The sequence below is a fragment of the Micromonospora sp. Llam0 genome (assembly GCF_003751085.1).
Lineage (GTDB): Bacteria > Actinomycetota > Actinomycetes > Mycobacteriales > Micromonosporaceae > Micromonospora_E.
In genome coordinates this window covers 3430627-3444309 of record NZ_RJJY01000001.1, presented here as the reverse complement: position 1 = coordinate 3444309, position 13683 = coordinate 3430627, and the positions used below count along the sequence as shown (strand labels likewise).

14 protein-coding genes and 1 pseudogene are annotated in these 13683 nt (G+C 71.1%); 5 read left to right on the top strand and 10 right to left on the bottom strand.

The features are described 5' to 3' along the window. Positions 1-22: 22 nt before the first annotated feature. The 5 genes from EDC02_RS14965 to tnpA all read right to left on the bottom strand — a co-directional run bounded on the left by EDC02_RS14965 (position 23) and on the right by tnpA (position 2771). Positions 23-649, bottom strand: coding sequence for a hypothetical protein (locus EDC02_RS14965; RefSeq protein WP_148083463.1), 627 nt, complete (start codon positions 647-649; stop codon positions 23-25). A 70-nt stretch (positions 650-719) separates the two neighbouring features. After that, positions 720-1151, bottom strand: a complete 432-nt coding sequence (locus EDC02_RS14960; RefSeq protein ID WP_123602490.1) for an HIT family protein — start codon at positions 1149-1151, stop codon at positions 720-722. Between the two features lie 9 nt (positions 1152-1160). After that, positions 1161-1682 carry a hypothetical protein gene (locus tag EDC02_RS14955; RefSeq protein WP_123602489.1) on the bottom strand — a complete coding sequence of 174 codons (522 nt, stop codon included), beginning with the start codon at positions 1680-1682 and terminating at the stop codon, positions 1161-1163. Beyond that, entirely contained in the window at positions 1679-2125 is a 447-nt protein-coding gene (locus EDC02_RS14950; protein WP_123602488.1) for a DUF305 domain-containing protein, read from the bottom strand. The genes EDC02_RS14955 and EDC02_RS14950 overlap by 4 nt, the downstream gene beginning before the upstream one ends. 175 nt (positions 2126-2300) lie before the next feature. After that, positions 2301-2771 carry an IS200/IS605 family transposase gene (gene tnpA, locus EDC02_RS14945; RefSeq protein ID WP_123602487.1) on the bottom strand — a complete coding sequence of 157 codons (471 nt, stop codon included), beginning with the start codon at positions 2769-2771 and terminating at the stop codon, positions 2301-2303. Positions 2772-2796: 25 nt separating this feature from the next. Here tnpA and EDC02_RS14940 point away from each other — a divergent pair, with 25 nt between their 5' ends. Further along, positions 2797-4029, top strand: a complete 1233-nt coding sequence (locus EDC02_RS14940) for an RNA-guided endonuclease TnpB family protein (protein ID WP_123604806.1) — start codon at positions 2797-2799, stop codon at positions 4027-4029. Positions 4030-4042: 13 nt separating this feature from the next. On the opposite strand, the gene EDC02_RS14935 is transcribed toward EDC02_RS14940, so the two are convergent. Together EDC02_RS14935 and EDC02_RS14930 are read right to left on the bottom strand one after the other, a co-directional pair. Continuing rightward, a complete protein-coding gene (locus tag EDC02_RS14935; RefSeq protein WP_123602486.1) occupies positions 4043-5131 on the bottom strand; it encodes a S1 family peptidase in 1089 nt (362 codons plus the stop codon). Positions 5132-5333: 202 nt separating this feature from the next. Beyond that, positions 5334-5971: pseudogene (locus EDC02_RS14930) on the bottom strand (DUF4386 domain-containing protein). A gap of 327 nt (positions 5972-6298) precedes the next feature. On the opposite strand from EDC02_RS14930, the gene EDC02_RS14925 reads away from it, so the two are divergent. Beyond that, the gene (locus EDC02_RS14925; protein WP_148083462.1) at positions 6299-6511 is read left to right on the top strand and encodes a hypothetical protein; all 213 of its coding nucleotides are present in this window, start codon (positions 6299-6301) and stop codon (positions 6509-6511) included. An 18-nt stretch (positions 6512-6529) separates the two neighbouring features. On the opposite strand, the gene EDC02_RS14920 is transcribed toward EDC02_RS14925, so the two are convergent. Next, the gene (locus tag EDC02_RS14920) at positions 6530-7762 is read right to left on the bottom strand and encodes an endonuclease/exonuclease/phosphatase family protein (protein ID WP_233605938.1); all 1233 of its coding nucleotides are present in this window, start codon (positions 7760-7762) and stop codon (positions 6530-6532) included. A gap of 303 nt (positions 7763-8065) precedes the next feature. On the opposite strand from EDC02_RS14920, the gene pyk reads away from it, so the two are divergent. From pyk to EDC02_RS14905, 3 genes are all read left to right on the top strand, one after another. Further along, a complete protein-coding gene (pyk, locus tag EDC02_RS14915; protein WP_123602483.1) occupies positions 8066-9514 on the top strand; it encodes a pyruvate kinase in 1449 nt (482 codons plus the stop codon). Then, positions 9511-10392 carry an acyl-CoA thioesterase II gene (locus tag EDC02_RS14910; protein ID WP_123602482.1) on the top strand — a complete coding sequence of 294 codons (882 nt, stop codon included), beginning with the start codon at positions 9511-9513 and terminating at the stop codon, positions 10390-10392. The genes pyk and EDC02_RS14910 overlap by 4 nt, the downstream gene beginning before the upstream one ends. Before the next feature lie 116 nt (positions 10393-10508). Next, positions 10509-10970: an Rrf2 family transcriptional regulator gene (locus EDC02_RS14905; RefSeq protein WP_123602481.1), complete on the top strand. Its 462-nt coding sequence runs from the start codon at positions 10509-10511 to the stop codon at positions 10968-10970. A gap of 21 nt (positions 10971-10991) precedes the next feature. Here EDC02_RS14905 and EDC02_RS14900 read toward each other — a convergent pair whose 3' ends face one another. Then, positions 10992-12503 carry a pyridoxal-dependent decarboxylase gene (locus EDC02_RS14900; RefSeq protein WP_233605937.1) on the bottom strand — a complete coding sequence of 504 codons (1512 nt, stop codon included), beginning with the start codon at positions 12501-12503 and terminating at the stop codon, positions 10992-10994. Between the two features lie 13 nt (positions 12504-12516). Then, on the bottom strand, positions 12517-13614 hold the full coding sequence (locus EDC02_RS14895) for a LacI family DNA-binding transcriptional regulator (RefSeq protein ID WP_123604804.1): 1098 nt from the start codon (positions 13612-13614) through the stop codon (positions 12517-12519). Positions 13615-13683 lie beyond the last annotated feature (69 nt).

Here is a 13683-nt window from a genome sequence, read left to right as displayed (position 1 = left end):
GGGTCACCGGTGCGCCAGCTGGTCAGGTGTGCGGTACCAGGGCCAATGCCGCCCCGGCGATGGTCCTGGCCGGGGCCGCGAGCTGGTCGGTGGGGACGAACTCGTTTCCACCGACGGCCAGCCAGACCAGGAGCATCAGGTTGGCGAGCCGCACGTGGATCATGTACTCGGCGTACTTGAAGCCCGGCTCCGTCCGCCGGGCGAACGCCGCCGCCTGGTCGCCGAGGCCCGGCACACCGCCCTCCGGCAACATGACGGTGAACTCACCCCGGTCGCGGTACAGCCTCTCGGCATCGGCCACTGTCGCCGGCGTCGCCGCCTCCACCCGCAGGCTGCCGAGGTGCCCACTGCGGGTGACGAGCTTGAACAGGCACGCCGCGCCGGGTGTCGCCCGTGGTGGCGTGGGATCCGTGGACTCCACGGTGACGGCGAGGGCCGCCAGCGGGTCGAGATCGACCAGTTGGCACAGGTCGAGGCCGTCGGCGCCGTACCGGGGACCGGTCGGCGTCGGCGTCGGCTCGGCCGTTGTCGTCCGGAACGCCGGGGGTGACAGCTCCGGCAGGGACGATCCACCGCCGCACCCGCCGACAAGTACGGCGAGTGCGAGCGCCACCGGTGCCAGCCGGTAGGGACCATTCAGTCGAGCCATCGTTGCTGACGGTAGCTGCTGATGCCGACAGTAGCTATCATGTCACTGACTTTTGTCTATCAATTTGTTTTCACGGCAGATCGGGCTCGGGAGGTAACGCGGCGGCGACCCGTTCGGCGTGCCGTCGGGCCTCGACGTCGTCGGCGTAGCGCCGACGCGGCCAGAAGAAGCCGCGCAGCCCGTCGCCCCTGGTCCGGGGCACCACATGGGTGTGCAGGTGCGGCACCGACTGGGACACCCGGTTGTTGATCGCGACGAAGGTGCCGCCCGCGTCGAGCCCGGCCTCGACCGCCGCCGCGACCCGCTGCACCAGTGAGAAGTACCCGGCCAGGTCGGCCGGCGGCAGGTCGGTCAGGGTGACCACATGCGGGCGCGGGCTGATCAGCACGTGGCCCGGGAACACCGGCCGGGTGTCCAGGAAGGCCACCCCGGCGGGGGAGTCGGCGACCCGCCACGCGGGGGACTCCCCGGCGATGATCCGGCAGAACACGCACCCGTTCACCGGCGCAGCCTAGCCCGGCTGATGCTCGACCAGCAGGTTCCACCGCACGTCCGCGCCGGCCTCGACCCGGATGGTGACCGGGCCGCCCGGGTGGTCCCGGTCGACGTTGCGGGTCATCGTCACCTCGTCGGCGGGGCACTGCAACTCGAACCGCATCCCCGGGTCGAGGAACACCGCGAGGTCGGCAGCGCCGCTGGCGGCGGCGGCATCCCCACGGCCGCCGCTGATGCAATCGAGGCTGACCGACAACCGGCCGGGCGGGACCTCGACCGTGCCGACCGACACCGGGCCGCTGGTGGCGGCCACCGAGGCGACGGGCCGGGCATCGGCCATTGGGCCGGGCAGCGGCGCGATCGTCGGAGCGGGCGCGACCGGCGGCGGTGCCGCTGACCGCTGGTCGACCGGGTCGGCGCTGGTGGCGGGCGGGCCGGTGCCGGCTTCCGGCGGGTCGGCGGTGCAGGCCGCCAGGGTGCCCGTCCCGATGGCGACGACAGCGAGGACGACGCCGAGCGCCGCGCGGAGGTGACTCATTCGTACCGCTGTAGGATCTGCTTCATCTGGTCGATCTCCTCCTGCTGCGTCTCGACAATCTGTCCACACAGCTCGATGATCTCCGGGTCGGTGATGTCCGACCGCTCGCAGACCAGGATCGCCCGCGAGTGGTGCGGGATCATCGACTTGAGGAACTGTTCGTTGCCGATGAAGCTCTCCTGCCGGCCGAAGTAGAACGCCACCCCGAACAGGACGACGAACCCGACCGCCAGGATCACGTTCAGCGTACGGTTGCCGAACATCATCCACATCACCCCGAGCATGATCGCCCCCATCGGGGCGACCATCATCAACGCCATGTAGGTGTTGCTGAGGTTGAGGTAGAAATCGTCGATGGTCCAGATCATCGAGTACGTCAGCAGCAGCATCACCACGAAACTCAGCATCAACGCGGCGCCCAGCCGCAGGTAGCTCCGGTTCATACCTGGTTCCTTCCGCATGGCTACGAGCGGTCGCGGCGGTCCACCCGATCGGGCGGACCGCCGCGACTTCGCATACCCCTGCCGTTGGCGCGGAAACGTCCGGAGCGCGGCGCGGCGCGGACGCCGGGTCGGGGCGCCGTCGCCGCTACCGGAATGCGCGCCAGTGCTCCGGCCTTCAGGCCCGGGGGTGAAGACCCGCGCTGGGAGGCCGCCAGGGCCCGAGCAGTGCTCTAACCTGGCCGGTTTCCTGTTCGATGTACTGCTTCACGATGCTCAGTGGCGCGCCGCCGACGGAGCCGGCGAAGTACGAGCCCGACCAGAGTTTGTTGGCCCGGTGGTAGTGGCGTGCGAGGTCGGGAAATTCCTGCCGCAGGCGGCGCGACGAGACGCCCTTGAGTGAGTTGACCAGGCGGGAAACGGCGACTTTGGGTGGGTGGTCGACCAGCAGGTGGACGTGGTCGTGGCCGCCGTTGAACTCGACCAGTTCGGCCTCGAAGTCGCGGCGCACGTCCCGCATGATGGGTTCCATGCGGGTCAGGTGCCGGTCGTCGAACACCGTGTGCCGGAACTTCGTCACGAAAACCAAGTGGACGTGCATCGCGAAGACGCAGTGCCTGTCGGTACGGATAACCTCGAGTTTTGCCATAGACCAACGTGATATCGTGTGGTTCGTGCAGCTCCGGTACCAGTTCCGGGTCTATCCGACACCCGGCCAGCAGATCGAGCTGGCGAAGGCGTTCGGATGCGCCCGGGTGGTGTTCAACGACGGGCTGCGCCTCCGGCAGACCGCCCACGAGCAGGGTCTGCCGTACGTGTCGGACGCCGAGCTGTCCAGGCGGGTCATCACGCGGGCCAGGACGACTCCGGAGCGGGCGTGGCTGGGCGAGGTGTCGGCGGTGGTGTTGCAGCAGGCCCTCGCGGACCTGAACACCGCGTACCGCAACTTCTTCGCCTCGATCACGGGCGGGCGTGAAGGCCGCACGGTGGCGCCGCCGAGGTTCCGGTCCCGTAAGGACAACCGGCAGGCCATCCGTTTCACCCGTAACTCCCGGTTCACGGTGCTGGACAACGGCCGTCTGCGGCTGCCGAAGATCGGCGACCTCACGGTCCGCTGGTCCCGGTCGTTGCCGTCGGACCCGTCGTCCGTGACGGTCATCCGGGACGCGGCCGGTCGGTACTTCGCCTCGTTCGTCGTGCAGACCAGCGAGGACGAGCCGTTGCCGCCGACCGACGCCGAGGTGGGGATCGATCTGGGGCTGACGCACTTCGCGGTCATGTCGGACGGCACGAAGGTGGCCGCGCCGAGGTTCCTGCGCCGCGCGGCCCGCAGGCTCAAGCGGCTGCAGCAGGCCCTGTCGCGTAAACAGCGGGGCAGCAACCGCCGCGGGAAGGCTGTCGTGAAGGTCGCCAGGGCGCACGCCCGGGTGGCCGACACCCGGCGGGACTGGCAGCACAAGCTGTCCACGACGATCATCCGCGAGAATCAAGCGGTGTACGTCGAGGACCTGTGTGTCGCCGGTCTCGGCCGGACCCGGCTGGCGAAGTCCGTGCACGACGCCGGATGGTCGTCGTTCGTCGCCATGCTGGAGTACAAATCGGCGAGGTACGGGCGCACGTTCGCCCGGGTGGACCGGTGGCTCCCGTCCACCCGGATGTGCTCGGACTGCGGCCGGATCAACGAGAAGATGGCGCTGGACGTGCGGTCGTGGGTGTGTCCGTGTGGCGGTCTCCACGACCGGGACGTCAACGCGGCGATCAACATCAAGGCCGCCGGGCAGGCGGACTTCAACGACCGTGGAGCGCGGGTAGGACCGGGACCCGTCCCGGCACCGCGCGGTGAAACGGTAACCCACCAGAACACTGCGCGTGTCACGCGCAGCGTGGCTGGAATCGCCGCCGATTAGGGCGGCGAGGATGTCAAATGACGTACAGGTTGGGGTAGCTGTCGCGCACCTCGTCCAGCGGCTGCGCGTAGGTCACCCCGCCGGAGCTGCAGTTGCCGGAGCCGCCGGAGGTCAGGCCGTAGGCGGTGGTGCCGATGAACGGGATCGACACGTAGAACGGTCCGCCACTGTCGCCCGGTTCGGCGCAGGCTGTCGTCTTGAACATGCCGGTCATGACGTGTCCGCTGGTGTATCGAACGCTGACGTTCACGGCGGTGAGCCGGCCCTGCCTCGCGCCGGTGGTGGCCCCGCTGCGGTTGATGTACGAGTTCAGCAGTAGCTGGCTCACCGACCCGATGTTTTGCACGTCTGCCGTGCCGGAATGCACCTTTATCTCACCGACCAGCGGCACGGTGCCGCTGCTTCGGATGAAGCCGAAGTCGTCGCCCGGATAGTGGGTCCCCCAGGAGGTCCCGAGCGGCGAGCCGCCGACCGACCAGGTGGAGGCTGCGGCAGTGCAGTGACCTGCGGTGACCACGTGCTGATCACCGGTGAAGTAGTCGGCCATCATGATCCCGGCGGAGCAGTAGCTGCTGCCGGCGCTGATCCGCTCGCCGCCGCGCAGATCGTAGGTGGTGAGCGGGCCGGACAGCCGTTCGATCCGGGCCGCGGCGCCGGCTCGTGCGACGGCGCTGCGGACCTGCGCCAGCCGGGCACCGGTGACGCCGGTGTCGATCTCGATCACGACCTGGTTGGTGACCGGATCGACGGAGACCGCGCTGCCCGGCACCAAGGCACGGTCGACGAGTCCGGTCTCTACCGCCTTCAGTTCCGCCGTGCTGTAGCGCACCAGTTTCGGCAGCGCGCCGACGGCGCGGACCCGGGCTGCGGACGCCTCGTCGGTCACCGCCACCACCACCCGTCCACTCGCCGGGTCGAGGTAGGCGCCAGCGGATCGGTCACCGAGGCGTTCCACCAGCGCCACCGCCTCGCCGGTGCGGTCTGCGCGCATCGGTGCCGCAGCCGCAGGCGCGCTGGTGGTGGCAACCGACGCGAGGCCGACCGTAGCGGCTGTGGCGAGCGCGAGGAGGCCGCGTCGGGTGCCCGAGAGTCGCTTCTTCATGGCTGTCTCCCGGAGGCTCAAGTGTCTTGAGTGGCCCGCCGGCCGTCGTGTTCCGGTCGCTTGTGCGGTAACCACACCGGATAGTCCGCAGTCTATCGACCGTCCGTCGGCCCTTACAAGGGACAGTGATGAATCGATTTCAAGTACGGCCCTGCCCGGCCCTTCGCTGGAGTGGGGTTGCCGGGCCTGCGGTGCCAAGCCTTCAGGCAGCGGCGGTGGAGGTGCCGGACGTCGTCGGGGTGGTGCGGGACAGGTCCTGGCGGACGCCGACGGTCAGCAGGTAGCCGATCATCCAGAGCTCGCCGACGGTGGCCGGCACCACGAGCAGGTCGGCGACGACCTGGGCGTCGGGCGCGAGGTAGAGCAGGAAGCCGCTGGCGAGGTAGCAGATGCCGCCGACGACGAGCACCCAGCCGAGCGGTCGGGGCATCAAACGTGACCGGAGCACACAGGTGCCCATCGGGATGAGCCACAGCCCGAAGAACAGGTTGCCCACCCCCACAGGTTGCCGCTGACCAGGTAGAGGGTCTGGACGGTGGCCGCGACGTCGCCGCCCGGCTCGCCCGCGACCTCGACCGCCGTGGCGAGCATCGCCGCGCTGCCCATGATCGCCACCGCGTTGACGAGACCGAACGCGCCGATGCTGCCGGCGGCGAGCGGGTCGGCGGTACGGAAGAGGCGGTAGAACCAGACGGCGGCGAGCGCCTGGGTGACGACAACGCCCAACTCGAGCGCGACGCCGACGCGGGCGAGTGTTTCGTGTCCGACCAGGTTGCCCTGTGTCGCTGCGGGGTCGCCAGCGATGAACAGCTGGGGTCGGACGATCAGAAAGCCGAGCATGGCGGTTGTTGCGAGACCCAGGTAGAACACGCCGGTCAGTCGCGCCGCGCGGACCAGATCGCTCATGAGAATTCCACTCCTTGTCCTCCGGGCGTCCGTAGCCGCGACCGGCAGTCTTACGCTGTAAGGCAGGTTAACTTACGGCGTAAGGTGGGGCAAGCGGAGGTTGTCGGGGGACCGGGGCGTGGGGCCGGCAGGCGGCCTTGTGACGGCTTCCTACCCTGAAGTCCGGCCATGCGACGGAGAGTGCGATGTCTCTGCTGGAACACCTGCCGACCATCCGCCGACGGGCCGACCATCGCTGCCGCGCAGGCCCTCACGGAGACGTTGTGGAGGCTTGAGGCCTTTGCCACCGGTGACGAACCGGTCGACGAACAGACCTGGCGGGCCGGGTTCGCCGACTACCGCCGTGCCCGGGCGCAGTTCTACCAGGTGGCCCGGCTCGACATGGGGGTGCGCTCGGCGCAGATCCCAATGAACGCGACCGCCTCCCGCGACGCCCGCCCACCGGGATCGCTCGCCGCCACCGGCACCGACTGATCGTGTGGAACCGCCCGCTCAGCAGCGCAAATCGAGCCAGACCAGCCGGTGGTCCGAGGTCGGGAACCCGCCGGGCAGCGTCGGGTCGTAGTCGCCGACCAGCCGGAACAGTGGATCGTCCGGCGTCGGCCAGAACACCCCGCTGCCCGCCGTGCGCAGTCGGCGGCTGGGCAGCAGGTAGTCGACCCGCAGGTTGCCGGGCGTACCGTCGGCGAAGTCGGCGGTGTCGTAGCGGGGGTCGCTCTCGTGGGTCAGGTTCGCCCCGCCCTGGCGCTGGCTGGCCGCCGGCCCGCCGGCGCTGGTCGGCGGCCGCCGGTCGTCGACCAACGGATGCCCGGTGACCTGCTGGGCCGATCCCGGGATGCTGTCGCCGTCGTACGGGTCGGAGTTGAGGTCACCGGCGATGACGAACCGGGCACCCGGGCGCAGCCCGCCACGGCGGCCCCGGTCGTCGTAGATGTAGCCGGACCGGGCCGGCGAGACGTAGTCGGCCCAGAACCGGATCTCGTCGTGGTTGCGCCGGCCGTTGCGGTCCTCCGGGCCGTCGAACACCGGCGGCGTGGGGTGGCTGGCCAGCAGATGCACGGTGTGCCGGCCGATCCGCACCGGCACGTCCCAGTGGCTCTTCGACGACAGCCGGACGTCCGCGAGGGCCTCGGGGGAGTACCAGTCGGCGGGCTCCGGGGTGTCCGGGTCGTCCGGCAGCAGCGCCCCCGGCATGTCGCGCCAGCGGAACGTCTGGAAGGTGCGCAGCGATCGCCGGTCGATCGGGTGACGCGAGTAGACCGCCATGCCGTACTGGCCGGGGAACAGCCCGAAGCCGTACGCGTCGTCCGGGCCGCCGACCGTACCGTCGCGGTTGAGGTCGTGCCCGGACGGCACGCCGGTGTTCGACGGGGCGCTGAACCGGTACGGGTAGTGGATCGGCCTGGCCCCGCCCTGGCCGCGGGACAGGTAGTTGCGCTGGAACAGCTCGACGGCCCGCCCCTCGGCGTCGTGGTCGAACTCGTTGATCAGCAGCACGTCGGGGCGGACCCGCTGGATGATCTCGGCGACGTTGGCGGCCTGCCGGTCGCCCAGGGTGGACAGGTCGGCCACCAGGCCGCCGTCGACGCCCCGGTTGAGCGAGGCGTTGAAGGTGGCGAACCGGACGCCGCCGTGCCCACCGGCCGGTGGGCCGCCAGCCGTCGCCGTCCCGGGTGCCAGGCCTGCCGCCAGACCGGTGGCGATCATCGCCATCAGAGCGGTCACTGTTCGTGTCCGTACCCGCTGTGTCACCGTGCCACCCTCCGGTCGTGTGGTGACCAGTTAACCGGATCTATGTGACGGTTCGGCGAATGATCTCCGAACGTCCGGGCGTCGGCCGTCCGGGCGTACCGCGATGGTCAACTACCGCGCTACCCTGAGGGCGCGGTCGTCGATGCCCGCCGGTTCACCGTCACGGTTCCACCCACCAGTACGATGTCTCGCGGAGCGCCGAGCGCTGGTGGGCACTTCCGTTCGGACATCAGACAGGGTCGGCCGATCGGCCGGTTCAGGGGAGAGACTAGCCTCATGGGCGTGACACGCCGCGCAAAGATCGTTTGTACGCTTGGCCCCGCGACCGCGTCCCCGGAGCGTATCCGTGGGCTCGTCGAGGCGGGCATGGACGTGGCCCGGCTGAACTTCAGCCACGGCAGCCACGAGGACCACCAGCAGGTGTACCAGCTGGTCCGGGAGGCAGCCCAGGCTTCCGGCCGGGCGGTCGCCGTGCTGGCCGACCTGCAGGGCCCCAAGATCCGTCTCGGCCGGTTCGCCGACGGGCCGCACGAGTGGCGCACCGGCGACTCGGTCGTCATCACCAGCGACGACATCCTCGGCAGCCGGGAACGGGTCTCCTGCACCTACCGCAAGCTGCCCCAGGAGGTTCGCCCCGGGGACCGGCTGCTGATTGACGACGGCAAGGTGGCCGTCGAGGTCAGCGCGGTGGACGGCAACGACATCCGGGTGCTGGTCGTCGAGGGCGGGCCGGTCTCCAACAACAAGGGCATCTCGCTGCCGAACGTCGCGGTCAGCGTCCCGGCCCTGTCGGACAAGGACATCGACGACCTGCGGTTCGCGCTCGGCCTGGGCGCCGACTTCGTCGCCCTGTCGTTCGTCCGGTCGCCCGAGGACATCAAGCTGGTCCACGCGATCATGGACGAGGAGGGGATCCGCCGACCCGTCCTGGCCAAGGTCGAGAAGCCGGAGGCGGTCACCCACCTGGAGGCGATCGTCGACGCCTTCGACGGGGTGATGGTGGCCCGGGGCGACCTCGGCGTCGAGCTGCCGCTCGACGAGGTGCCGCTGGTGCAGAAGCGGGCGGTGCAGTTGTGCCGGGAGAACGCCAAGCCGGTCATCGTCGCCACCCAGATGCTCGACTCGATGATCGAGAATTCGCGGCCGACCCGTGCGGAGGCCTCCGACGTGGCCAACGCGGTGCTCGACGGCACCGACGCGGTGATGCTCTCCGGCGAGACCAGCGTCGGCAAGTACCCAGTGCTGACGGTCAGCACCATGGCCAAGATCGTCGTGACGACCGAGCAGGGCTCGATCTCGGTGCCCCGGTTGCAGCACGACCCCCGTACCCACGGCGGTGCGCTCACCTCGGCCGCGTCGCAGATCGCCCGGGCGATCGGCGCCAAGGCGATGGTCGCCTTCACCCAGACCGGTGACACCGTGCGCCGGCTTTCCCGGTTGCAGTGCGAGCTGCCGCTGCTCGCCTTCACCCCGGTCGCCGAGGTACGCGACCAGCTCGCCCTCTCCTGGGGGGTGGAGACCTTCCTGATGCCGTTCGTGCAGCACACCGACGACATGTTCCGCCAGGTCGACCAGGCGCTGCTCGGCCTCGGCCGGGCTAACCCCGGCGAGTACGTGGTGATCGTCGCCGGTAGCCCGGTCGGCACCCCGGGCTCCACCAACACGCTGCGGGTGCACCAGCTCGGCAGCCTCGTCGACGCCGCAGCGGCCCGGGCGTTGCAGTGACCGGTGATCCGGTCGGCGGGCAGGCCGCCGTCGACCAGCTGCTTGAGGTGCTCGACCTGAGCCGGACCGGGCCGTCGGCGTTCCGTGGGATGAGCCCCAAGGTGGGGCCGCAGCGGGTCTTCGGCGGCCAGGTCGCCGGTCAGGCGCTGGTCGCCGCCGGGCGGACCGTCGACCCGCAGCGGCTGGTGCACTCGCTGCACGGCTACTTCGTCCGCCCCGGCGACGGTGCCGAGCCGATCGACTACGAGGTGGAGAACATCCGCGACGGCCGGTCCTTCTCGGTCCGCCGTTCGGTGGCGTACCAGCACGGCAAACCGATCTTTTTCATGTCGGCGTCGTTTCACCGGCCCGAGGACGGGCTGGACCACCAGGCCCCGCAGCCACCGGACGTCCCGCCGCCGGACGCGGTGCCGACCATGGTGGAGCGGCTTGCCCGCTATCCGGAGCGGCTCGGTGTCTGGGCGGTGATCCCCCGGCCGATGGACGTGCGGTACGTCGGCGAACCGGGTCTGGTCGCCCCCGGGGACCGGCCGGCCGACCCGTACCAGCGGGTCTGGATCCGCGCCGACGGCAAGCTGCCCGACGATCCGCTGCTGCACGCCTGCGTACTCACCTACGCCTCCGACCTGACGTTGCTCGACTCAGTGCTGTCCGTGCACGGCGAGGTCTGGGGTCCGGGCGGGGTGATCGGGGCCAGCCTGGACCACGCGTTGTGGTTCCACCGGCCGTTCCGGGCCGACGAATGGTTCCTCTACGACTGCTGGAGTCCGTCGGCCGCCGGCGGGCGCGGGCTGGCCACCGGCCGGATGTTCACCCGCGACGGCCGGCACATCGCCAGCGCTGTACAGGAAGGACTGGTCCGGCGGGTCGGCGGGTGACCGGGCCGGCTGCGGGGCCGACTTTCTGGCCGGCGCTCGGGCGGCCGCGATCAAGGTCGATGACCGACGTCGGTCGGCCGGTCCGATAATGGAAACAGTGCCGTAACCTGAGAGGTATGCGTCTCTCTGCCCGGGTCGACTACGCACTGCGGGCCGCTGCCGAGCTGGCGGTCGCGGCCGCGGCGTCGGCGCGGGTCGTGCTGACCGCCGAGCAGGTGGCCCGGGCCCAGGGCATCCCGCCGAAGTTCCTCGAAGGCATCCTGCTGCAGTTGCGCCGGGCCGGCGTGGTGCAGGCCCAGCGCGGCCCGGACGGCGGCTACTGGCTGGCCCGGCCCGCCGAGCAGATCAGCCTCGCGGAGCTCATCCGGGTCATCGACGGCCCGCTCGCCCACGTGCGGGGCCACCGGCCGGAGGAGCTCGGCTACCAGGGTGCGGCGGTCGCGCTGCAGGACGTCTGGATCGCGTTGCGGGCCAGTGAGCGGGAGATCCTCGAGTCGGTCACCGTGGCCGACGTCGCCACCGGCAAACTCCCCGAGCGGGTCCGGGATCTCGCCGCCAACCCGCGCGCCTGGACCTGACCGCCACCTGCCCAGCGGCGGTCAGCGCTGGTCGGCGAGCAGACCGGTGGCGGTGTCCGCGATCAGCTCCCAGGCGGCGGCGACGTGCCGTCGCTCGGTACGCGGCGCGCCGACCGCCAGCCGCAAGGTGAACCGGCCCGCCACCCGGGTGTGGGTCAGCAGCACCGTACCGCTGGCGTTCACCCCGGCCAGCAGAGCGGAGTTGACCTCGTCGGGCTGCCCGCGCAACCGGAAACAGACCAGTGAGAACGGCCCCGGCGTGACGATCTCGAACCGGTCGTCGGCGCGTACCTGGTCGGCGAACCAGGCCGCGTGCGCCACCGCCGAACGGACGTGCGCCCGCAGCCCCTGTGCGCCGTACCAGCGCAGCACGAACCACAGCTTCAGCGCCCGGAACCGGCGACCCAGCGGCACCTGCCAGTCCCGGTAGTCGATCACCGTGCCCGCGTCGCTGAGCGCGTTGCGCAGGTACTCCGGCATCACCGTCAACGCCTCGACCAGCTCGGCCCGGTCCGCTACCCAGAACGCGTCGCAGTCGAACCCGGTCAGCAGCCACTTGTGCGGGTCGAAGCAGTACGAGTCGGCCCGTTCCAGCCCGGCGTGCGTCCAGCGCAGCTCCGGGCAGACCGCCGCCGCGCCGGCGTACGCGGCGTCCACGTGCAGCCACACCCCGTACTCGGCGCAGATCGCGCCGATCTGTTCGACCGGATCGACGGCGGTGGTCGAGGTGGTGCCCACGGTCGCGACCACGATCGCCGGTCGCCGCCCGGCGGCCAGATCGTCGTCGAGGGCCCGGCGCAACGCGTCCGGCCGCATCGCCAGCGTGACCGGATCGACGTCGACCAGCCGGACGCCCTGATCACCGACCCCGGCGATCCGGGCCGCCTTCTCGATCGACGAATGGCCCTCGGTCGAGGTGTAGACGGTGTAGCCGGCGCCGGTGCCCGCCGTGCGCCAGGCACCGCCACTGGCCCGGTGCAGCGCCACCAGGGTGGCCACCAGCGTCGCCGACGACGCCGAGTCCTGGATGACGCCGCCACCGGTGGACCCCGACCGGAACCGTTGCGGCAGGTCGAGCAGCTGGGCCAGCCAGTCGAGCATCACGGTCTCCACCTCGGTGCAGGCCGGACTGGTGGCCCAGAGCATGCCCTGGACGCCGAGGCCGGCGCTGACCAGGTCGCCGAGCACGCTCGGCGCCGAGGTGTTGGCCGGGAAGTAGCCGAAGAAGCCGGGGTGCTGCCAGTGGGTGAGCCCGCCGACGACCACCCGGTCCAGGTCGGTGAGGATCCGGTCGAACGGCTCGCCGTGCTCCGGTGGCGTCACCGGCAGCGCCCGGGCCACCGCGCCGGGCGGGCTCGACGGCCGTACCGGATGTTTCTCCAGCGTCTGCCAGTAGTCGGCGATCCAGTCGACCACCGCGTGCCCGGCCCGGCGGAATTCGTCCGCCGACATGTGCCCGCCGGCCGTGGGGTCTGCGCCGGTGGTGGTGTCTGCGCCGGGCGTGGCGCCCGGCGCGGATGCGTCGCCTGCCATGCGGCCGAGTTGATCAGGAATCGGTACGGCGGGCAAGCGCCACCATCGCCTCCGGCCCGCTGCCTCCGACGCCAGCGGCACCGGCCTCGGCTCCGTGCCCGGCACCGGCGGGGCCGGTTGCGGTGCTGGCCCGGACGGTCAACCGCGGGTCGAGCAGCGTGGCGGCCGGCACCGCGTCGCCCTGGACCTTGCGCATCAGCAGACTGACCGCCTGCCGGCCGACCTCCTCGGCCGGAATCAGCACCGAGGTCAGCGCCGGACCGGACCGCTCGGCGACCTCGTCCGGGCAGATCGCCACCACCGAGATGTCATCGGGAACCCGTCGGCCCAGGGTCGGCAACGCGGCCAGCACGTGCCCGACCGCCGCCTCGTTGTGCACCACCAGCGCGGTGAGCCCCGGGTGCCGGTGCAGCAGCCCGGCCAGTTCGCGGCGTACCGCGTCGTAGTTCTCCTCGCACGGCTGGGCGACCGCCGTGACGCCGCAGCGGGCCGCCGTCTCGGTGAAGCCGGCCCGGGTCCGGTGGGCGAAGCCGGTCTCCCGTTCGTAGACCACCGCCGGGGCACCGAGCAGCGCGAGCTGCCGGTGGCCGAGCGTGACGAGATGTTCGACGCAGGCCTCGCCGGCCCGGTAGAAGTCGAGGTCGACGCAGGTCAGACCGGCGGACTCGGCCGGAAAACCGATCAGCACGCTGGGCCGTTCGAGCTCACGCAGCAGCGGTACCCGTGGGTCGTGCATCTCGACGTCCATCACCACGATGCCGTCGACCATGGCGCTGACCGCGATCCGGCGCAGCCCGGCCGGCCCCTCATCGGCGGTGACCAGCAGTACGTCGTGGTCGAACTGCCGGGCGGTGGTGACCACGCTGGTGGCGAACTGCATCAGCACCGGCAGGTGCATCCCGGAGCGCAGCGGCAGCACCAGCGCGATCACGTTCGCCCGGCGGCTGGCCAGCGCCCGGGCGCCGGCGTGCGGGTGGTAGCCGAGGGCGTGGATGCTGGCCAGGACGCGCTCCCGGGTGGTCGCCGAGATCGCCCGCTTGCCGCTGAGCACATAGGACACCGTGCTGACCGCGACGCCGGCGTGCCGGGCCACGTCGGCGATCGTCACCATGTCGGCCCGCTTCCCGGCCCGGTCCCGCGCCGGGCCGGGCCCGGCGGGGTCCGGCCCGGTGCCGGTCGG